This window comes from Burkholderia sp. Bp8963 (assembly GCF_003854275.1).
Taxonomy (GTDB): domain Bacteria; phylum Pseudomonadota; class Gammaproteobacteria; order Burkholderiales; family Burkholderiaceae; genus Burkholderia.
This window is the reverse complement of record NZ_QTQP01000045.1, coordinates 37,011-57,793: the sequence shown is the minus strand read 5'-3', so window position 1 is coordinate 57,793 and position 20,783 is coordinate 37,011. Positions and strand designations below refer to the sequence as shown.

Annotated in this window: 17 protein-coding genes; 7 read left to right on the top strand and 10 right to left on the bottom strand. The window is 68.3% G+C overall.

Annotation, left to right across the window (positions count from 1 at the left end; genetic code table 11):
• Window positions 1-383: 383 nt before the first annotated feature.
• Together DID96_RS28790 and DID96_RS28785 are read right to left on the bottom strand one after the other, a co-directional pair.
• Complete coding sequence (locus tag DID96_RS28790) at window positions 384-1,901, bottom strand: trypsin-like peptidase domain-containing protein (RefSeq protein ID WP_185732387.1); 1,518 nt, start codon at window positions 1,899-1,901, stop codon at window positions 384-386.
• Window positions 1,902-2,229: 328 nt separating this feature from the next.
• Entirely contained in the window at window positions 2,230-3,711 is a 1,482-nt protein-coding gene (locus tag DID96_RS28785) for a PLP-dependent aminotransferase family protein (protein WP_124602624.1), read from the bottom strand.
• Window positions 3,712-3,786: 75 nt separating this feature from the next.
• On the opposite strand from DID96_RS28785, the gene DID96_RS28780 reads away from it, so the two are divergent.
• The 4 genes from DID96_RS28780 (at window position 3,787) to DID96_RS28765 (ending at window position 8,452) form a co-directional block, all read left to right on the top strand.
• Window positions 3,787-5,037: a GNAT family N-acetyltransferase gene (locus DID96_RS28780; protein ID WP_124602623.1), complete on the top strand. Its 1,251-nt coding sequence runs from the start codon at window positions 3,787-3,789 to the stop codon at window positions 5,035-5,037.
• A gap of 414 nt (window positions 5,038-5,451) precedes the next feature.
• Window positions 5,452-6,516, top strand: coding sequence for a 2,3-butanediol dehydrogenase (locus DID96_RS28775; protein WP_124602622.1), 1,065 nt, complete (start codon window positions 5,452-5,454; stop codon window positions 6,514-6,516).
• 291 nt (window positions 6,517-6,807) lie between these two features.
• The gene (locus tag DID96_RS28770) at window positions 6,808-7,464 is read left to right on the top strand and encodes a VC0807 family protein (protein ID WP_124602621.1); all 657 of its coding nucleotides are present in this window, start codon (window positions 6,808-6,810) and stop codon (window positions 7,462-7,464) included.
• Window positions 7,465-7,582: 118 nt separating this feature from the next.
• A complete protein-coding gene (locus DID96_RS28765) occupies window positions 7,583-8,452 on the top strand; it encodes a CPBP family intramembrane glutamic endopeptidase (RefSeq protein ID WP_124602620.1) in 870 nt (289 codons plus the stop codon).
• Between the two features lie 56 nt (window positions 8,453-8,508).
• Here DID96_RS28765 and DID96_RS28760 read toward each other — a convergent pair whose 3' ends face one another.
• The 4 genes from DID96_RS28760 to DID96_RS28745 all read right to left on the bottom strand — a co-directional run bounded on the left by DID96_RS28760 (window position 8,509) and on the right by DID96_RS28745 (window position 13,159).
• A complete protein-coding gene (locus DID96_RS28760) occupies window positions 8,509-9,180 on the bottom strand; it encodes a MarC family protein (RefSeq protein WP_124602619.1) in 672 nt (223 codons plus the stop codon).
• A gap of 163 nt (window positions 9,181-9,343) precedes the next feature.
• Window positions 9,344-10,147, bottom strand: coding sequence for an enoyl-CoA hydratase-related protein (locus tag DID96_RS28755; RefSeq protein ID WP_124602618.1), 804 nt, complete (start codon window positions 10,145-10,147; stop codon window positions 9,344-9,346).
• A 78-nt stretch (window positions 10,148-10,225) separates the two neighbouring features.
• Window positions 10,226-11,548: a phenylacetate--CoA ligase PaaK gene (gene paaK / locus DID96_RS28750; RefSeq protein ID WP_124602617.1), complete on the bottom strand. Its 1,323-nt coding sequence runs from the start codon at window positions 11,546-11,548 to the stop codon at window positions 10,226-10,228.
• Window positions 11,549-11,602: 54 nt separating this feature from the next.
• Window positions 11,603-13,159, bottom strand: coding sequence for a 3-hydroxyacyl-CoA dehydrogenase (locus DID96_RS28745; RefSeq protein ID WP_124602616.1), 1,557 nt, complete (start codon window positions 13,157-13,159; stop codon window positions 11,603-11,605).
• A 565-nt stretch (window positions 13,160-13,724) separates the two neighbouring features.
• Here DID96_RS28745 and DID96_RS28735 point away from each other — a divergent pair.
• The gene (locus DID96_RS28735; protein WP_124602614.1) at window positions 13,725-14,813 is read left to right on the top strand and encodes a calcium:proton antiporter; all 1,089 of its coding nucleotides are present in this window, start codon (window positions 13,725-13,727) and stop codon (window positions 14,811-14,813) included.
• 77 nt (window positions 14,814-14,890) lie between these two features.
• Here the strand turns inward: DID96_RS28735 and DID96_RS28730 are convergent, their stop codons facing one another.
• Both DID96_RS28730 and DID96_RS28725 read right to left on the bottom strand, forming a co-directional pair.
• The gene (locus DID96_RS28730) at window positions 14,891-16,024 is read right to left on the bottom strand and encodes a transporter substrate-binding domain-containing protein (protein WP_124602613.1); all 1,134 of its coding nucleotides are present in this window, start codon (window positions 16,022-16,024) and stop codon (window positions 14,891-14,893) included.
• A gap of 20 nt (window positions 16,025-16,044) precedes the next feature.
• Window positions 16,045-16,815, bottom strand: coding sequence for a hypothetical protein (locus DID96_RS28725; RefSeq protein ID WP_124602612.1), 771 nt, complete (start codon window positions 16,813-16,815; stop codon window positions 16,045-16,047).
• Window positions 16,816-16,825: 10 nt separating this feature from the next.
• On the opposite strand from DID96_RS28725, the gene DID96_RS39125 reads away from it, so the two are divergent.
• Window positions 16,826-16,954, top strand: coding sequence for a hypothetical protein (locus tag DID96_RS39125; protein WP_260464033.1), 129 nt, complete (start codon window positions 16,826-16,828; stop codon window positions 16,952-16,954).
• Window positions 16,955-17,183: 229 nt separating this feature from the next.
• On the opposite strand, the gene DID96_RS28720 is transcribed toward DID96_RS39125, so the two are convergent.
• Window positions 17,184-18,092 (bottom strand): LysR substrate-binding domain-containing protein, encoded by a 909-nt coding sequence (locus DID96_RS28720; RefSeq protein WP_124602611.1) that lies wholly within the window; start codon window positions 18,090-18,092, stop codon window positions 17,184-17,186.
• A gap of 6 nt (window positions 18,093-18,098) precedes the next feature.
• Window positions 18,099-19,067, bottom strand: a complete 969-nt coding sequence (locus tag DID96_RS28715) for a LysR family transcriptional regulator (protein WP_124602610.1) — start codon at window positions 19,065-19,067, stop codon at window positions 18,099-18,101.
• A gap of 459 nt (window positions 19,068-19,526) precedes the next feature.
• Here DID96_RS28715 and DID96_RS28710 point away from each other — a divergent pair, with 459 nt between their 5' ends.
• On the top strand, window positions 19,527-20,705 hold the full coding sequence (locus tag DID96_RS28710; protein WP_124602609.1) for an HPP family protein: 1,179 nt from the start codon (window positions 19,527-19,529) through the stop codon (window positions 20,703-20,705).
• Window positions 20,706-20,783 lie beyond the last annotated feature (78 nt).

Genomic DNA, 20,783 nt, shown 5'->3' with positions numbered 1-20,783 from the left:
GCTTTGCTACACGCTTCCTTCAGACCCCGCCTCACGACGACGCCCTTGCGTTTCGCTAGTCCTTCGCCCCATCAGGCTGGACAGGGGACTTGCACCCCCAAGCTGTTGCGCATGCTCGGCGCACAAAAAAAAGCCCCCGAACCGGTCGGGGGCGCATGCGGTGCCGGCACGTGCCGCTACCGGACCATGCGCCGACTGCCTGGTACCAGGACGATGTATGCCGCTTTCATGCTCGAATGCTCCGGGTCAGTTGCGACGATATTAGGCGGGATGCCGCGACGACGTCAACGGGCCCGGCGGCGCATTGCCGCCCCGCCGTATCCCGATCGCTCCTGCCACACCTGCCACACCTGCCGCACCTTCCGCGCTTACCACGCCCGCACCTACCGCGCATGCACCGACACGAACCGACGCGCGTTATTGCGCTGGATCAGCACCGCGATCACCTTCCCGCCTTTCGCTTCGAGCGTCGCGACGTCATCCGGCGTTTCGAGCAGCGTGTCGTTGAGCTCCAGCACGACGTCGCCCGGCTGGATGCCGGCGGCGGCGGCCGGCCCGTGCACGTCGTCAACCATCATGCCGACCGCGAGCCCCGTCGAGCGGCGCTCGTCGTCGGTCAGCGGATGCATCGTCAGACCGAGCCGGTCGCCGCCGGCCGCGCGCGCGGCAACCGTCTCCGCGCCGGCGCCGGCGCCTGCCCCGACGCCCGCACCAGCGCCCGCCCCCTCGCTCGCCGTCCCCCCCGCGCCTGCCGTGACCATCAACGTCATCGGCTTGCGGTTGCGTATCAGCTTCAGCGGTGCCTTCGAGCCAGCCGGCAGCGCGGCCGCGAGATCGTTCAGTTCGGCCGAGTGACCGATCGACCGGCCACCCAGTTGCAGGATCACGTCGCCGGGCTTGATGCCGACCGCCGCCGCCGGCGAACTCGGCTCCACGGCGTTGACGAGCGCGCCCGCCGGACGCGGCAGCCCGAATGCCGCCGCGAGCCCCGCACCGACGTCCTGCACGTCGACGCCGAGCGCATTCCCCGACGGCGTGCGCGACGCCTGCATCTGCGTCTGCAGTTGCGCGCGCACCTTGGTGGCAAGGCCAATCGGAATCGCGAACGTCAGGCTCGAATAACGATCCGCGCTCGCATACACCTGCATCGCGATGCCGATCACTTCGCCCGCGCGATTGAACACCGGCCCGCCCGAGTTGTCGGGATTGACCGCGATGTCGGTCTGGAAGAACGGGAACGGGCTGCCGTCCGGCAGCGCGTGCGACGTTGCGCTGACGATGCCGGCCGTGACCGTGTTTCCCGTGCCGTCCGGCGAGCCGATCGTGATCACCGGTTCGCCGACCCGCACCTTCGACGAATCGCCGAGCCTGACCACCGGCAGTTTCGTCGCGTCGATCTTCAGCACCGCGACGTCGCTCTGCGCATCGACGGTCAGCACCGTCGCCTTGAATTCGCGCCGGTCGGCCAGGCGGACCGTCAGGTCGGTGGCCTGGTCGACGACCTGCGCCGACGTCAGGATCACGCCGTCGGCGCTGACGATGAACCCGGAGCCGCTGCCCGCCAGCGTGCGCGGCGCGGTGTCCGGCGACGGCGGCTGCGGCACGCCGCGCTGGAAAAACGCGGCCAGCGGATCGTCGGCATCGAGCGCGGAGACAGCCGCCGCGGCCGGCGCGCTCGCCTGCGCATCGGGCGGCGCGGCCTCGCTGATGTGTACGACGGCCGGGCCGTAACGCTCGACGATCGCGGGAAAATCGGCGGGCGCCGCGCCGCGCTTCTCCTTCGCCACGGGCGGCGCGGGGCTCGCCGCGATGGCGGCCGGCTGCAGCGACAGGTAACCGGCAAACACACTCCCGATCAGCGCGGCGCGAAGCACGGCGCGGACAAGCGTCAGGCGAACCACGGTGCACCTCCCCCGGCGGTCGTCGCACCGTCCGATGCGCGCGACGCGCATGCGGCCGACAAGCCCCAGTACACGCTCCATTTATAGTCCACGCCGCGCGTCAGAGCATACGAATCGCAACCCCACGCAGCAGCCGCGCATGTGCCGCAGAACGGCTGCAGCATTCGTTCCGGTCAAACCGGGCGTTTCGTCAATCCGCACAATTCCGGCGTTCGCAAGCACGCATGGCGAGCGTTTGCGTTGAACCGGCATCCGTCGTTGCCGCGATGTGCCGGTGCGGATCGACGTGCGGCGTCCGGTTCACGCGCGATCTCCCTTTCACGACGCTTCACGCTGTTTCACGCGCCGCAGAGATCTCATGCGCAAGCGTGGACAGCGTGCGCAGCAGCGGCGCGAATGCATCCGCCGACGTGTTGCCGAAGCCGAGCACGAGCCCGTTGTGCGCGGTGTCCGCATGCATCGAGAAGCCCGACAGCGCGAACGGCCCGATCCCCTGCGCACGCGCGGCGCTGACGAGCGCGCGATCGGCGTAGCGCGTCGGCAGGCGCAGCGTCAGATGCAGCCCGCACGGGCCGCCTTCGACGCGATGCGGCACCGTGAAGCCCCCGTCGAGCGCCGCGAGCAGCGCCTGCCGGCGATCGCGATAGAGCCGGCGCATCCGCCCGAGGTGCCGGCCGTATTCGCCCGTCTCGATGAAGTCGGCGAGCGCGAGCTGCACGTGGCGCGTGCCGCCGCGCAGCATCTCCGGCAGCACCGCCTGCACCGCGGCGAGCAACGCTTCCGGCAGCACGAGGAAGCCGAGCCGCAGCGCCGGAAACATCGTCTTGCTGAACGAGCCGAGATACACGACCGGCGAATCCGGTGCGAGCCCCTGCATCGCGCCGATCGGCTCGCCGGTGTGGCGGAATTCGCTGTCGTAGTCGTCTTCGATGATCCACGCGCGATGGCGGCGCGCGGCGTCGATCAGCGCAAGCCGGCGCGAGATCGACAGCACCGCGCCGGTCGGGAACTGGTTCGACGGCGTCGTGTAGACGAGTCGCGGCGTCCGGTCGCGCCAGTCGTCCGCGTGCACGTGCATCCCCTCGCGGTCGACCGGCATCGCGACCACGTCGAGGTCGGCCGCCTGCATCGCGGTGCGCGCGCCGCGATAGCCGGGCTCCTCGACCCACACCGTGTCGCCGGGATTCGTCAGCAATTGCGCGCAAAGCGCGATCGCGCCTTGCGCACCCTCGGTCATCACGATCTGCTCGGGCTCGCAGCGCACGCCGCGCGTCACCGCCAGATGGCGCGCGATCGATTCGCGCAGCGCGGGTTCGCCGAGCGGATCGCCATAGCCGAGCAGATCGCGTCCGGCGCGGCGCAGCGCGCGATCGATCGCGTGGCGCCATGCGTCGACCGGAAAATGCGCGAGCGCTGGCACGCCCGGACGAAAGCCGTCGAATTCGCCGGCGCCGATCAGGCTCGGGCGGATCCGCGCGAGCCGCTGCGCGACGGCCGGTGCCGCGGCCCGCCGGCGCGGCGCGCTCCGGCGCGACAGCCCGACGACGCGTGTGCCGCGCCGGTCGGACTGCAGAAAGCCTTCGGCGACGAGCTGCTCGTAGACGGCCATCGTCGTGTTGCGGGAAATGCCGAGCGTGTCGGCCAGCGCGCGCGTGCCTGGCAGGCGGCTGCCGGCCGGCATCGTGCCGCCGAGGATCGCATCGCGCAGCCGCCGCAGCAACTGCCGTTGCAGCGACGGCGCGCCCGGCGCGCGCGACAGCGGCGAGTCGAGTTGCGGCGGGACGTCGCCGGAGGACGGAGCGGAAGTCATCAGGGTTCGTGGCACCATAAAATTACCATGCACTGGCGCTTCTCATGGTACCTCGCTGGCACTACGATCGTCTGCATGCCGGCATGTCGCTGGCCGCCAACCGAAGCGAGATCGACCTTGTCCACGCTTACCACGCTTACCAACGCCTACCAACAGCCCATCGGTCAACCGGTTCCCGACTGGTCCACGCGCCCGCGGCCGCAGCGCATCACGCTCGAAGGCCGCTACTGCCGACTCGAGCCGCTCGACGCCGACCGCCACGCGGCGGATCTGTACGCCGCCTATTCGCAAGCGGCCGACGGCCGCGACTGGACCTATCTCGCGCATGGTCCGTACGCCGACGAAGCGAGCTATCGCGAGTACGCGCGCGTTGCGGCGACGAGCGCCGATCCGCTGCACTACACGGTGATCGATCTCGCGACGGGCCGTGCGGTCGGCACGCTTGCGCTGATGCGCATCGATCCGGCCAATGGCGTGATCGAGGTCGGTTCGGTCACGTTCTCGCCCGCGCTGAAGCGCACGCCCGTGTCGACCGAAGCGCAATGCCTGCTGATGAAATACGCATTCGACACGCTCGGCTACCGGCGCTACGAGTGGAAGTGCGACAGTCTCAACGAGCCTTCCCGCCAGGCGGCCGCGCGGCTCGGTTTCCGCTACGAAGGCACGTTCCGGCAGGCGATCGTCTACAAGGGACGTAGTCGCGACACCGCGTGGTTCTCGATCGTCGACGGCGAATGGCCGGCCGTCGCGGCGGCATTCGACGCGTGGCTGTCGCCCGCGAACTTCGACGCGCAGCACGCTCAGCGCCAGTCGCTCGCCGCGATCCGCCACGCGCAGGCGAACGCGCGCGACGCGGCCGGCCGCGCGCACGTCGCAACGGGCCTCACCGTGCGGCCGCTCGCGGCCGCCGACGAGGCCGCGTGGCGCCCGCTGTGGCAGGGCTATCTGGGCTTCTACGGCACCGCGCTGAGCGACACCGTGTTCGCGACGACGTGGGCCCGCCTGATGGACCCGGACGAGCCGATGTTCGTGCTCGGCGCGTTCGACGCGTCGGGTGCGCTGCTCGGAATCGTGCATGCGATCTACCATCGCTCGTGCTGGACCGAAGGCCCGTACTGCTATCTGCAGGACCTGTTCACGGCGCCCGATGCGCGCGGGCGCGGCGCGGGCGGCGCGCTGATCGAGGCCGTGTATCAGCACGCGCGCGAAGCGGGCGCGAGCCGCGTGCACTGGCTCACGCACGAGACCAACACGACTGCGCGCGCACTGTACGACCGGCTCGCGAACAACGCGGGGTTCATCCAGTACCGCAAGGATCTCCTGTAACGGATGTGCGGCGGCCGGCCGCCGCCGTGCGGCCGGTTGCGCGCGCATCGGAACGGCACGCTGCTTGCCGTCTCTGGCTTCGTCTCTCGCCTCGTCTCTCGCCTAGTCTCACGCGTCGTCTCACACAGTGAGACGAACGTCCCATGCGTCTCACGCGCTGCGTCCTCGTGCGGTCGCAACAAAAAATACCCAGCACCCGTCCGCGCACCGCAGCCCGTGCACGATGCAAGGATGCCGCAGCGCACATCCATCACGTCGTGCGCGGCCACGCCACCCTGTCTTCCACGCTGGCACCGTTCCTGCGTGCCAGTCGGGCGCGCAACCGCGCGACGGTCGCGACCGCGATTCGCGCCCGACGACAACCCTGACGGAGACAGCAACGTGAATACACCGGCACCGGCAACTCCCCCCAGCATGAAGGCCGCCGTCTGGCGCGGCCGCCGCGACATCCGCGTCGAAGAGGTTCCCGTTCCGGACAAGCCCGCCGCCGGCTGGGTAACAATCCGCGTGCACTGGTGCGGGATCTGCGGCTCGGATCTGCACGAGTACGTCGCGGGCCCGGTCTTCATTCCGGTCGACGCGCCGCACCCGCTGACGGGCCTGAAGGGCCAGTGCATCCTCGGCCACGAATTCAGCGGCGAGATCGCTGAACTCGGCGCGGGCGTGACGGGCTTCGCGGTCGGCGACCGCGTGACGGCCGACGCGTGCCAGCATTGCGGCACCTGCTGGTATTGCACGCACGGCCTGTACAACATCTGCGAGAACCTCGCGTTCACCGGGCTGATGAACAACGGCGCTTTTGCCGAATACGTGAACGTGCCCGCCGAGCTGCTGTACAAGCTGCCCGACAATTTCCCGACCGAGGCCGGTGCGCTGATCGAGCCGCTCGCAGTCGGGCTCCATGCGGTGAAGAAGGCAGGCAGCATCGTCGGCCAGACGGTCGTCGTGGTCGGTGCCGGCACGATCGGCCTGTGTACGATCATGTGTGCGAAAGCGGCGGGCGCCGGGCGCGTGATCGCGCTGGAGATGTCGGCGGCGCGCAAGCAGAAGGCGCTCGAGGTCGGCGCAACCGTCGTCATCGATCCGAAGGAGACCGACGCCGTCGCGCAGGTCAAGGCACTGACGGGCGGTTACGGCGCGGACGTGTCGTTCGAATGCATCGGCCACACCGCGACCGCGAAGCTCGCGATCGACGTGATCCGCAAGGCCGGCAAAACGGTGATGGTCGGCATCTTCGAGGAGCCGACCGCGTTCAATTTCTTCGACATCGTGTCGACGGAGAAGGAGGTGATCGGCTCGCTCGCGTATAACGGCGAATTCGCCGACGTGATCCGCTTCATCGCGGACGGCCGCATCGACGTGCAGCCGCTGATCACCGGCCGGATCGCGCTCGGCGATATCGTGGCGAGCGGGTTCGAGGAACTGGTGAACAACAAGGACCGGAACGTGAAGATCATCGTGCAGCCAGCGGCCGGATGAGGGGCGCGGCTGGCGGCTCGACCGGCTGCTGGCGACGGCGACGGCCGACGTGATCGTGATCGCGTCGGCCCCCATGATGTGCTCGGCGCCGGCGCATGCATGCATTGCCCCCAATATCGGACACCACGTGGCGCACCGACATCGCGCGGCTGCCCATCGTCGAACTGCCGCGGCATGCACAGGATTCGTCGGTAATATCCCGCAGCACGCGCGCCACAAGCAATGATTGAATGTCCGATATACTGGATCGCACGTGATTCGCGTACGAACCCATCACCCGGAATGTCTGCTGTGAAACCGCGAGCCGGCCTGATCCTCGAACTCGCCGTCAACCTGTTGTTGCCGTGGGCCGCCTATCGCGTCGCGCATCCGCATTTCGGCGAAGCCGGCGCGCTGTACGCGTCGGCGATCCCGCCCGTCCTCTGGACCATCTTCGAATTCGTCCGAGCACGCCGCATCGATGCGGTGAGCGTCGTCGTGCTGCTCGGCATCGCGCTGTCGATCGTCGCAATGGCGCTCGGCGGCGGGCCACGCGCGCTGCTGATGCGCGAATCGCTCGCATCGGGCGCGATCGGCGTGATTTTTCTGCTGTCGCTGGTGCGCGAACGTCCGCTGATCTTCTATCTCGCGCGCGCCACTGTGGCCCGCGAAATGGCAGGCGGCGCCGAGCGCTTCGAAGCGGTGTGGGACGAGCAGCCCGTGCTGCGCCAGACGCTGCGCCTGATGACCTTCGTATGGGGCGCCGGCATGACCATCGAAATGCTGGTGCGCTGCTGGATGGTCGCGAACTGGACGGTCGAGCGCGTGCTGGTCTTGTCGCCGATCATCGGCTATTCCGTGTTCGGCGGCCTGCTGATGTGGACGTTCTGGTACCGGCGGCGGATGCGCACGCGCAACAGCGTCGACATCCCGACTCGCGACGGCGTGACGGAAACCGCCGGACGTTGACGGCTGCCTGGCTGACCGGCTGGCCGGCTGACCGGATAGCCAGCGCCGCGCTGCAGCGGAAGCCGGATCCCCATCCTGTATGATGCGCGGCGTCTCGTCCGACGAATGCCCGCCGCCTATGCCCGTCTCCCCGTCCGTGCCGTTCACGGCGACCTGGATTGCCCTGTTCGCCGCCGCGGCACTCGCGTGGTTCCGCCCACTGCGCGCCGCCAGCCTGATCCTCGCCGTGCTCGGCTATGCGGGCGCGCTGGTGCTCGGGATGCTCGCGCCGCTCGCGCTGGCGCCGCTGGCCGCGCTTGCGCTGGCGGCATGGGGCGTGTCCGCCGCGCGCCCGCCGGCGGTACGCGCCGCCGCGCATGTCGCGTTCGTCGTGCTCGCCATCGCGCTGAGCCTGCATCTCCTGCCCGGCTTCCATAATCCGCGTGCGATCGGCCCGGTTCGCTTCACGCCGGATGCCGTGCCGTTCACGATGTACCTGAATCTCGACAAGCCGCTCGCCGGCCTTTGGCTGCTGTGGGTGTTGCCGTGGATCCGACCTGCAGTCGCGCTACCGCGCGCGGCACGCACAGGCGTTGTCGCCGCGCTCGCGACGTCGGCGGCGTGCCTCGCCGGCGCGGTCGCGTTCGAGACGGTCGGCTGGGCGCCCAAATGGCCGGCGTCGGGCTGGCTGTGGCTCGCGAACAACCTGTTGTTCGTGACGCTCGCCGAGGAAACGCTGTTCCGCGGCTATCTTCAGGGTGGCCTGACGCGCGTGCTCGGCCGGTTCGCGTGGGGGCCGTGGGCGGCACTGGCGGTGAGCGCCGTGCTGTTCGGCGCGGCCCACGCGGCGGGCGGCTGGCCATGGATCGTGCTCGGCACGGTGGCCGGCGTCGGGTATGGCATCGCGTACCGCCGCGGCGGGCTGTTCGCGGCCGCGCTCGCGCACGCGGGGCTGAACGTCGTTCACTTCGGGCTATTCACCTACCCGATGCTCGCAGCCGCGCATTGACGCGCGACGCAACCTGCTTTCAGCGCACGCTGCTTCGGTCCAATCCGGCCTTGGGTTTACTTGATCTGGTCGGCGATCGGCTGCAGGAATTCGGAGAAGCCGGTCAGCATGATCTGCACGCCGACGCACAGTAGCAGGAACGCGGACACGCGCATCGCGACCTTGGTGCCCTCGGTGCCGAGGTAGCGCGCGAGGAGCGCCGCGCGGCTGTACGTCAGCCAGATCACGACGGCGACAAGCACCGACACCGCGACCGACACGATGCTCGACAGCATGAATTCCGACAGCTTGTGCGTGCGGTTCGCGTTCAGCGCGATCGCGGTCGCGATCGAACCGGGGCCGGTCGTCAGCGGCATGGTCAGCGGGAAGAACGCGCGCGTCATGATTGCGTTCGCGTCGATCTGCTTGACCGGCGTATCGCCGCCACCCGGCACGTCGGGCTCGTTCAGCATCCGCCAGCCCGACACCGCAACCGCGAAGCCGCCGCCGATGCGCAGCGCTTCCATCGAAATCCCGAAGAAATGCAGCACCGGCGTGCCGACGAAGAACGCGACGAGCAGCACGACGAACGAATTGAACGCAACCTTCTTCGCGAGCAGGTGCCGTTCCTGCTCGGTCAGCGACTCGGTGCGCTCCAGGAACAGGAAGGCGATGCCGATCGGATTGATGATGCCCATCAGGCCGGTGAAGCCGAACAGGATCTCGGAGACAAGACGGGTGACGATCATCGGGCAGGAACGGTCAGGGCAGAATCGGCGGTGCGCCGGGTCACGCATTGTAGAGCAACCGTCCCCGTTTGCGGGGTGCCCGGCGGCGCGCCGCAGCGCCGTCCGGGGGCTTCGCGCGGCGGCCGCGCGCGGCGTGGGCACGCCGGACGCCGCCGCACCAGGTTTACTCGGCGCCCGGCTCCCAGGCCGGCGGCCGCTTCGCGAAGAACGCCGCGAAGCCCTCCTTCGCCTCGGCGGTCGCGCGCACGCGCGAGATCGTTTGCGCGGTGAACGCCGCGCGTTCGTCGGACGGCGGATACTCGCCGATCGCGTCGAAGAAGCGCTTGATCTCCATCAGCGCGTTCGGGCCGTTCCGGCTCAGTTCGGCGAGCGTCTTGTCGAGCGCGTCGTCGAGCGCGTCGAGCGGCACCGCCTGATGGATCAGACCGATCTCGACCGCGTCGCGCGCACTCAGCTGCGTCGCCGTCAGTGCAAGCCGGCGCGCCTGCCGCTGGCCGACCGCCTCGACGAGATACGGGCCGATCACCGCGGGCAGGATGCCGAAGCGCGCCTCGCTGACCGCGAAGCGCGCCTGGTCGCTCGCGATCACGATGTCGCATGCGGCGCACAGGCCGACGCCGCCACCGAACGCGTGCCCCTGCACGCGCGCGACGGTCGGCTTCGGACACTGCCGGATCGCCCGCATCATCGCGGCGAAGCGCTCCGCGTCGCGCAGGTTCGCGGCCGCGTCGTTCGCGCTCGCGCGCTGCATCCACTGCAGGTCAGCGCCCGCGCAGAACGCGCGGCCATCCGAGCGCAGCACGATCGCACGCACGTCGTCGCGCGCGCCGAGCGCGGCGAACACGTCGGTCAGCTCGGCGATCATCGTCTCGTCGAATGCATTGAGCACGTCGCCGCGCCGCAGCGCAACGGTCGCGATGCCGCGCGCATCGACAGCAACGGCCAGGGTCTTCAGTTCATCGAACATCAAGCAGGTTTCCTCGTATCCAACACGCTCAAGCGTGCTCACGCGCGCTCAAGCGCATACAAACGTGTATCGGCCGCGTCACGCGGCGTGGCGCCGGTCGATCACGCGCCTGGCCTTGCCGGTCGCGGTGGCAGGAATGCCGCCTGCCGGCAGCACGGTCACGCCCGCGGACACGCCGACCATCGTCTTGATCCGGTGCTGCAGTTCGCGCGCGATCGCCTGGCGCTCGCCGTCCGTCACGCTCGCGCCGGCTTCGGAGCGCAGCTCGACCGAGATGTCGAGCCGGTCCATGTGGCCTTCGCGTGACACCGTCAGCTGATACTGGCCCGACAGCTTCGGCAACGCGACGACCAGCTCCTCGATCTGGCTCGGGAATACGTTCACGCCGCGGATGATCAACATGTCGTCCGAGCGGCCGGTGATCTTCGCGAGGCGGCGCATCGTGCGCGCGGTCGGCGGCAGCAACGCGGTGAGGTCGCGCGTGCGATAGCGGATCACCGGCATCGCCTCCTTCGTCAGCGACGTGAACACGAGCTCGCCCTCGCTGCCGTCCGGCAGCACCTCGCCCGTCACGGGATCGATGACTTCCGGATAGAAATGGTCTTCCCACACCACCGGGCCGTCCTTGGTCTCGACGCACTCGCACGCGACGCCCGGCCCCATCACTTCGGACAGCCCATAGATGTCGAGCGCATCGATGCCGACGCGCGTCTCGACTTCCTCGCGCAGCGCGCCCGTCCACGGCTCCGCGCCGAAGATGCCGATCTTCAGCGACGACTCGGCCGGATTCATCCCCTGCCGCACCATCTCGTCGATCAGGTTCAGCATGTACGACGGCGTGACGAGGATGATCTTCGGCTCGAAGTCGCGGATCAGCTGCACCTGCTTCTCGGTTTGCCCGCCCGACATCGGCACGACCATGCAGCCGAGCCGCTCCGCGCCGTAATGGATGCCGAGGCCGCCCGTGAACAGCCCGTAGCCGAACGCGTTGTGCAGCGTGTCGCCGGGACGGCCGCCCGCCGCGCGGATCGAGCGCGCGATCAGGTTCGCCCACGTGTCGATGTCGCGCGCCGTATAGCCGACGACGGTCGGCTTGCCGGTCGTGCCGCTCGACGCATGCACGCGCACGACCTGGTCGCGCGGCACCGCGAACAGCCCGAACGGATAGTTGTCGCGGAAATCGGTCTTCGTCGAGAACGGGAATTTCGCGAGATCGGCGAGCGTCTTCAGGTCGTCCGGATGCACGCCGGCCGCGTCGAACGTGCGGCGGTAGTGCGGAACGTTGTCGTACGCGTGGCGCAGCGACCACTTGAGGCGCTGCAGCTGCAGCGCCTGAAGTTCGTCACGGCTGGCGGTCTCGATCGCGTCGAGCGCGGCCATCGGGTGGGTCGGGTGAGTCATGGGGAGCTCCTCCAGTGGAGTAATGTCGTTATCGTGATCGGGGCGGGCCGGCGGCTACGAGCGGAACGCGCGGCCGGCCGCGTGCAGCGCGGCGATACGCGGCGACACGCGATAGCGGTCCTCGCCGTAGCTGGCGGCCAGATGCGACAGCACGCGATGGACACGGGCGATGCCGATCGCGTCCGCCCACGCAAGCGGGCCGCACGGATAGTTGACGCCCTTTTCCATCGCAAGATCGAGATCGGCGGGCGAGCACACGCCCTGGTTCACCGTGTCGGCCGCTTCGTTCGCGAGCATCGCGACGGTGCGCATCACGATCATGCCCGGCACGTCGGCCAGGCCGACGACGCGAAAGCCTGCCTGCTGGAACAGGCCGACCGCGTCCGCATACGCAGCGTCGCTGCACTGCAGCGCGCGTGTCAGCGCGACGAGCCCGGCCTGCGCGTAGTCGCGCGCGAGGTCGACGAGCACGAGATCGGCGATGCCAGTCTGCGCGGCACGCGCGGTCGCCGTGCGGCCGTCGGTCAGCGCGATCGACGCGCGGCCCGCGGTCGCGAGCAGGTCGTCGGGATCGGCGTCCGCCTGCCGCGCGCCCGCGATACGCTCGGCGAAGCGTGCATGCAACGCGGCGGCCGGGCCGGCCTGCGCATGCAGCGTGACGCCGGCGGGCGCGTCGCGATCCGGCTCGACGTCCGGCGCCGGCGGCGCCGCGCCTTCCGCATACGAATAGAAGCCGCGCCCCGACTTGCGGCCCAGGAAACCGGCATTGACGAGTTCCTGCTGGATCAGCGACGGCGTAAAGCGCGGGTCGTTGAAGTACGCGCGGAACACCGATTCGGTCACCGCGAAGTTCACGTCGTGGCCGATCAGGTCCATCAGCTCGAACGGCCCCATCCGGAAGCCGCCCGCTTCGCGCATCACCGCATCGATCGACGCCGGCGCGCCGCCCTGCTCGTTCAGCACGCGCAGTGCTTCCGCGTAATACGGCCGCGCGACGCGGTTCACGATGAAGCCCGGCGTCGACTTCGCGAGCACCGGCTTCTTGCCCCACGCGGCGGCGGTGTCGTACAGCACCTGCGCAACCTCGGGCGCGGTCGCGAGCCCGCTGACCACCTCGACGAGCGCCATCAGCGGCGCCGGGTTGAAGAAATGCAGGCCGGCGACGCGCTGCGGCGCACGCAGGCCGGCCGCGATCGACGTGATCGAGATCGACGACGTGTTGGTCGCGAGCAGGCACGCGTCGTCGACGTGGCGTTCGAGCGTCGCAAAAATCTCGCGCTTCACGTCGAGCCGCTCCGCCGCCGCCTCGACGACCAGCGCGGCCGGCGCGAAGTCCGCCAGCGCACGCACCGCGCTCACCCGCTGGCCCGCGGCCTCCGCCTGCGCCGGATCGAGCCGGCCTTTCTCCGCGAGTCGCGCGAACTGCGCGCGGATGCCGGCCAGCGCGTTGTCGCAGGCCGCCTCGTTCAGGTCGTACAGCAGCACCGTGTGGCCCGCGGCCGCCGCGACCTGAGCGATCCCCGCGCCCATCGCGCCCGCGCCGATCACGCCAACCACCTCGGCCGGCGCCAGCGCGCCTGATTTCACTGATTGTGCAGAGGAAACAGCCATCGCTTGCGATCCGTCGTGAAGTGAGAATGTGGCCGATTATAAACCGACCGGTCGGTATATTTATGTCAGGGTGAGCCCGAATTCATCGTGTAAAACACCGTTACCGAATCCGTAACGACAAAAAATGAAAATTACCGGGCACTTTTTTGCGACCGAAAGGTCAACGTAAGCATTCGATTTCAGGATAGTGGTGCGCAAACGCCTGATAAAATCCGCCAAACCACCGGAAATTCAGGGAGACCCGCGTGCCACGCCGCCCTTGCCGCGCATCGTCGCCCACCCTTCCGGGGTCGGAACCTGATCGCGGCCAATGCAACGGGCGGAGATCCAGCCCCGTTTCCGGCGGCCAGTCGAATCGAACCGGTTCGCCGCAAAGGGCGCCGGCGCGTCGGGCTTCAGCCCGTCCGTGCCGCCGGCCGCCTCTCGCGGCGGCGAGCCAACGCGGCGCATTCCCGCGCCGCTGTCTGTCAGCACCATCGTCCTCGTTCGGCGGGATTCCCGGCCGGGCTTCGTCCAACCCGTGGCCGCCCGTCGCGCGCCGCCACTCGAATAAGGAAAACCCATCATGCCGATCTCGTCCAACACGCTCCCGCGCTGGACCCTCTGGGCCCCGCTTGCCGCCTGGCTGGTGCTCGCGCTGTCGCGCGTCGTGCCGGCCGAAGGCCTCGTCATCGCGCTGTTCGCGGCCGCGCTCGCCGGCGCCGTGTTCGCAGCCGTCCACCATGCCGAAGTCGTCGCCCACCGGGTCGGCGAACCATTCGGCACGCTCGTGCTCGCGGTCGCCGTGACCGTCATCGAAGTTGCGCTGATCGTGTCCGTGATGCTCGGCGCCGGTCCCGAGAAATCGGGCCTCGCGCGCGATACGGTATTTGCCGCGGTGATGATCATCTGCAACGGGATCGTCGGCCTGTGCCTGCTGGTCGGCGCATGGAAACACGGCGAGCAGGACTTCCAGGGGCGTGGCGCGAGCAAGGCGCTCGCGGTGCTCGCGTCGCTGTCGGTGCTGTCGCTGGTGATGCCGAACTACCTGAGCGCCGCCCCCGGCCCGCTGCTGTCGAAGTCGCAACTGGCGTTTGCCGGCGTGTCGTCGCTGGTGCTGTACGGCGTGTTCGTGTTCGTGCAGACCGTGCGCCACCGCGACTACTTCCTTGCGTCACACGACAGCGCGAACGAATCGGTCCACGCGGTGCCGCCGAGCAGCAAGACGGCGCTGCTCAGCCTCGTGATGCTGTTCGCGAGCCTCGTCGCGGTCGTGCTGCTCGCGAAGCTGCTGTCGCCGGCGGTCGAGCACGCGGTGCTCCAGCTCGGCCTGCCCGAAGCCGCGGTCGGCATCGTGATCGCCGCGCTCGTGCTGCTGCCCGAAGGGCTCGCGGCCGTCACCGCCGCGCGTGCGAACCGCCTGCAGACCAGCATGAACCTCGCGCTCGGCTCGGCACTCGCGAGCATCGGGCTCACGATCCCGACGGTCGCCGCGGTGTTCATCTGGGTCGGCCAGCCGCTGACGCTCGGCATCGGCGCGATGGAAACCGTGCTGCTGTCGCTGACGCTGCTGGTCAGCACGCTGACGCTCAGCCAGGGGCGCACGACCGTGCTGCACGGCGTCGTCCATCTGTCACTGTTCGCCGCGTACCTGTTCCTGTCGATCACGCATTGACGCCACGCGACGCCCGGCGCGCGATCAGAAATCGTAGTGCTGCGCCGGGTTGTCGACGATGGGCGTGCCGCAGCGTCTCACCTGGCCGGAATGACGAGATGCTGGCCGGCGAGGATCAGATTCGGATTGGCGAGATTGTTGCGCCGCTGAATCTCGCGATAGCGCTGGCCGCTGCCGAGCTTGCTGGCCGCGATCAGGTTGAGCGTGTCGCCCGCCTTCACCACGTACACGTGCTCGCCGGCCGCGGCCGCGGTCGTCACCGCCTGATCGCTGACGAAGTACTTGCGCAGCAGCTCGAGATACTGCGGCGACTGCTTGAGCTTCGCGATCGCGGCGTTCAGGTAGATCAGCAGGTCCTGGTCGTCGGCCCGCACGCCGATCTTGTACGCGATGTTCGAGCCGTCGAGCTTCGTGACCGCGAACTTGAGATCCGTGCCCTTGATCGAGCTCACCGCGAACGGATAGTCGTAGATGAACGCGTCGACGGCATGGCCGTCGAGGCTCTTCGCGATGAACGCCGGATCGGAATCGTCGACTTCGACGAACCGTGCGTTCGGATACTGGCGCGTGACGAACGCACGCACGTCGGGGTCGCCCTTCAGGATGCCGACGTTCTTGCCGGTCAGATCGTCGGGCGAGCGGATCGCGGAACCCTGCCGGACGATCAGCGAATAGCCGAAATCGTCGACGTACGGCACCGAATAGACGACGCCCGACGGCGTGTTGTCCGGAAACGTCAGGCCGTCCATCGCGACGTCGACGACATGGTTGCCGCCCGCATCCGTGTCGAGCAGCTGCTTCGGCACGCCCGGATACGTGTCGACTTCGTGACGCGTGTCGACGACGATGGGTTTGCCGCCATGCGAGAACGACGGATCCGAGAACAGCAACTGCGCGAATTCGACGTTGAAGCCGTGCGGCGTGCCCTTGTCTTCACCGAAGAACGGCTCGCTCGGATTCTGCACCGAGACCCTGACGACGCCATTTTCCGCAATCGATTTCAGCGTGTTGGCCTGCGGCTTGAAGCCCGCCGGCAGCACGTTGCCGCTCTGTGCGGGCGACACCGGCTGGCCGCTGCCGTTCGCCTGCACCGACGTGACGGCCGGTGCCGTATCCTGCGCGGGTACCAGCTTCGACAGACCGCCCTGACGCACAAACCAGATACCGACGAGCACCACCAGAAACGCTACTGCGCCGAGAAGTTTTTTCATGTTCGCGTGCCTGCAGGAAGTTATTGTTGTTTCGACGGCAACTGGGCGGGGTTTGCTGCTTCAACGCCGTGCGCGCGGTTGCCGTCGATCACGGCCTGCTGCTGCGCCTGCTTGACTTCGGGGTTGTCCATCAGCGACGTCTCCATCTCGGAGAACGCCTTGTTCACCGAGCGCATCACCGAATCGACGGCCACGTCGGTCTTGATCTGCTCGAACGTGTCGGCGGCCTGCCGGCCCGCGAGCTTGTTCATGTGCTGCGCGGCCTGCGACATGTCCCACATCGCCTTTGCGCGGTCGATCGCCGACGCGAAATTCTTCAGCTCGTTCTGCACCTGCTTGTAGCGGCTTTCGCGAAACGCCAGCAACTGCTTCATCGTGTCGAGCTGCGCCCTGAAGCGCGGTGCGTCTTCCGGGTACTGCTTCTCGAACTGCTCGGTCTTGTCCGCGAAGTTCCTCACCTCGGTGCGGAACGCGGTGATGCTGTCCGCGAACTTCTGCGCCGCCTGGCGCTTGTCCGCAAGCTGGTTGATCAGCGTCTCGATCGGATTGGCCTGCGCCTCCTCGACCATCATCTTGACCTTCTGGTTCGCGAACTTCATCGCGACGACCGGCGCGAAATAGATCGCGCCGAGTCCGACCACCGCCGCGGTGATCAGCGCGACCATGCCTTTCAGCACGAACAGCGCGGCAGGCGCCGCGATCGCGACGCCCGCGATGATGATCGCCCACTTGACCAGCGCCGCCTTGCGATTCCCCGAACTGCCGTTTGCTTCATTCGAAACTTGCGACATGAGTTTCTCCTTGAACCTCGAACTGAACTGCGTTTTCTTTCTGTTTCAAGCTCAATCGAAATGCTTCGGACTCGGTGGCGCCCGCTTCGTCAACGAGCGGCCGCCGTCGGGCGAGGACGTGCACCGGCCGGCGTCATGACACGCCGGTGTACGCACCGCCGAGGATGCGTGGATGAGATGAAGCGGGCGGGACTGAACTACCGATTCGAGTGCGTTCGAGTACGTAGAGGCTCATCATTGTTCTTCTGCGCGTCGCGGATGCGGGTGTCGCGCGGCCGGCGAGTCCCGTTCCAAATGCACGAACGTATCGTGCGCCGAGCAGCAGGTACGCGTCAAGCGGTCGGCGCAATGCGCGCCGCGCCGGCGGCTCACGACGTGCCCGCGTTCGCGCTTTCCGCGAGAAACCGCTCGACCATCGCGTTGAATACCGGCAGCGCCGGATTGTCGTTGTCGGTGCGCCATGCGAGATACAGCTCGGCCGCGATGTCGACGCCCGCAAGCGGGCGGAACACGACGCCGCCGACGTGCAGTTCGCGCGCCGATGCCGGCACGAGCGCCGCGCCGAGCCCCGCGCGCACGAGGCCGAGGATCGTATGCGTCTGCCCGACGTAATGCAGGTAGTTGGGCACCCGCCCCGCGTTCGCGAACATCCCGGAGATCATGTCGTGGAAGTACTTGCCCTCGTTCGGCGAATACGCGATGAACGGCTGGCGGTCGAGATCATCGGGGCCGATCCGCTCGCGCGCGGCGAGCGCCGTGCCGTCCGCGACCGCGACGAGCAGCGGCTCGCGCTGCACGAGCCGGTATTCGAGCGGCTGCCGCGCGACGCGCTGGCGCACGAAACCGGCGTCGAGCATCCGCGACACGAGCGCGTCGATCTGCACGGTCGACACCATCTCGCGCAGCTCGACGTCGACGTCCGGCAGCGCATGCGCGGCGTGCGCGAGCAGCATCGGAATCATCCGGTACGCGCTGACGGCCGTGAAACCGAGCGTGATCCGCCCCGCCTCGCCGCGTGCGACACGCTGCGCGGCCTGCCCCGCCCGCGCGGAAAACTCGAGGATGTGCTGCGCATCGCGCAGGAAGCGCTCGCCGGCCGCGGTCAGGCTCACCTGCCGGCTGCTGCGCTCGAGCAGCGAGATGCCGAGCGCGTGCTCGAGCAACTGGATCTGCCGGCTGAGCGGCGGCTGCGTCATGAACAGCCGCCTGGCCGCGCGGCCGAAATGCAGCTCTTCGGCCACCGCGACGAAGCAGCGCAGCTGATGCAGTTCAATCATGCAACGTCAGGCCCGCATGCGGCCGGTCGGCGCGTGCTCGACGGTCAGGCGGTCCAGTTCGCGCAGGTCGTTTTCCAGTGCAGGGGTGAGGGTCGTGCGCAGGTGATCGAGGAAGGTCCGGATCTTCGCGTCGAGATAGCGGCGCGTCGCGTACACCGCGTAGACGCTCAGCGTCTGCAGCCGGTACTCGGGCAGCACGCGGATCAGCCGGCCCTCGCGGATGTCGTCGAGCACCGTATACAGCGCGACGCATGCGATCCCGCGGCCCGCCCGCACGGCAACGCACAGCGCGTCCGGCACGTTGACCTGGAACGGGGCCGGCGGCAGCTCGTACACCTGCTCGTCGCCGTCCTTGTGCTCGAGCCGCCACTCGCCGGCCGGCGACGCCGGCGTATCGAGCCGCAGGCACGTGTAGTTCGGCAGATCCTCCGGCGTCTGCGGCGTGCCGTGCCGCGCGAGATATTCGCGCGACGCGACGAGCACGCTGCAGCTTGTCCCGCAGGTCTGCGCGACGTAGCCCGAATCCGGCAGCTGCGACGCGGTCACGATCGACACGTCGTAGCCCTCCTCGACGAGGTTCGGCATCCGCTGCGCGAGCGTCAGTTCGACCGACACGTCCGGGTTGTCTTCCTGATAGCGGACGATCGACGACACGACGTGGCTCTGCCCGAGCCCCGTCATCGCATGGATGCGCATCTTGCCAGACGGCCGCAGCAGCGCGTTGCGCGCCTCCGCGTTCGCATAGTCGATTTCCTCGAGGATCGATTTCGCGCGCTCGAAATAGCGCTGGCCGCTTTCGGTGAGACCGAGGTGACGCGTCGTGCGATGCAGCAGGCGCGTCTGTACGTGCGCCTCGAGGTTCGAGACGGCGCGCGACACCTGTGCGGTGGTTGCGTCGATTTCCTTCGCAACCGCGGTGAAACTGCCGGCTTCGACAACGCGCACGAACAGGCGCATGTTTTCGAGCATGTCCATTGAATTGGCTTCGGGAAAGTAGGTAGGGAAGGCGTCGGCCGGGCTCGCGTCAGATGGGGGACGGAACATGGCCGGGGGCCACGCCAAGCCGATCACCATGCCGGGAGGAAGGTGGGAGATCGGGCATCGCGTGCGTGGTCCTGGAGTTCGGGAGGTTTCTGCTGGCCGAATTGTACGCCGCTGCGGACAAAAATGGGCTGGAGCGGCCGTCCGGCGCGCGTCTGCCCGGAATTGCTCCGTAATATATATGTAAACATGCAGAAATTACTTTGCAATCCTCCTCTTCGCCACCCCGCTACGTCGCTCCGTTCGCCGCCCGTTCGCGCGCCAGGAGCGTACCGAGTGGTTAATGCGTCGCATGTCCACAACACGTTGATGCGATGCGACATTTTGTATCACAACGAGATATAATCGCGGCTCCCCGACTCACGCGTGCCTCCTCTTTTCGTCATACGTTCCATGTCGTCCGGCTCCCTTCCGTCTCGCCGCACGTTGCGGCAATGGCTGCACAGCTTCGTCCCGCTTCCCATGAGCCTCGGCTGGCGCGAGCGTCTGCGCTCGTGTGCGGGTGCGCTGGTCGGCATCGCGACGGTCGGCTTCACGATGAAGGTCGTGCCGGGCGTGCCGGGCCTCGTGCCGCTGCTGGTCGCGCCGATGGGCGCATCGGCGGTGCTGCTGTTCGCGGTGCCGGCGAGTCCGCTCGCGCAGCCTTGGTCGATCATCGGCGGCAACCTGGTCGCGGCGACAGTCGGCGTCGCGTGCGCGCAATGGATTGCCGATCCGATCACCGCAGCAGCCGTCGCGGTCGCATGCGCGATCGGCGGGATGTTCGCGCTGCGCTGCGTGCACCCGCCGTCGGGCGCCGTCGCGCTGACGGCCGTGCTCGGCGGGCCGGCTATCCACGCGCTCGGCTTCGGCTTCGTGCTCGAGCCGATCGCGCTGCAATCGGCGATCCTGCTGTCGGCCGCGCTCGTCTACCACGCACTGACCGGCCACCGCTATCCGCACGGCGGCGTGCGCGCCGACGTGAAACCGCAGGCCGGCGGCGCGAAAGGGCCTTCCCGCGGCGGTTTCACGCGCGAGGACCTCGACGCGGTGCTCAAGCGCCGCAGCGAATGGCTCGACGTCGATCCGGACGATCTCGAAGCGCTGCTGCGCGAAACCGAAATGCAGGCGTATGCGCGCACGTTCGGCCAACTCACCTGTGCAGACCTGATGACGAAGCACGCGATCAGCGTCGCGCCGTCGACGTCGGTGACCGCCGCGCTCACGCTGCTCGACCGGCATCGCGTGAAGGCACTGCCCGTCGTCGACGCGGACGAGCGCCTCGTCGGCATCGTCACGCGCGCCGACCTCACACGCCAGACGCGCCGCCCGACGCCGCTGTGGCAGCGCCTGTCCGCGCGCCTGCCGCAATCGATCGGCGGCCAGCCCGCGAGCGTCCAAACGGTGATGAGCCGCGACGTCGCGTCGGTGCCGCAGACGATGCCGCTCACCGCGCTCGTGCCGCTGTTCACGCACTCGGGCCACCACCACATTCCGGTCGTCGACGCATCGCGCCGGCTCGTCGGCATCATCACCCAGACTGACCTCGTCACGGGCCTGTACCAGCAGACGCAGATGCTCGAAGCCGCTTAACAGGGACTAAAGGAACGCGAAGGCCCCGAGTCCCGCAAGGACTCCGACCGCACGCCATCGCTCGCCCATTTATATCAC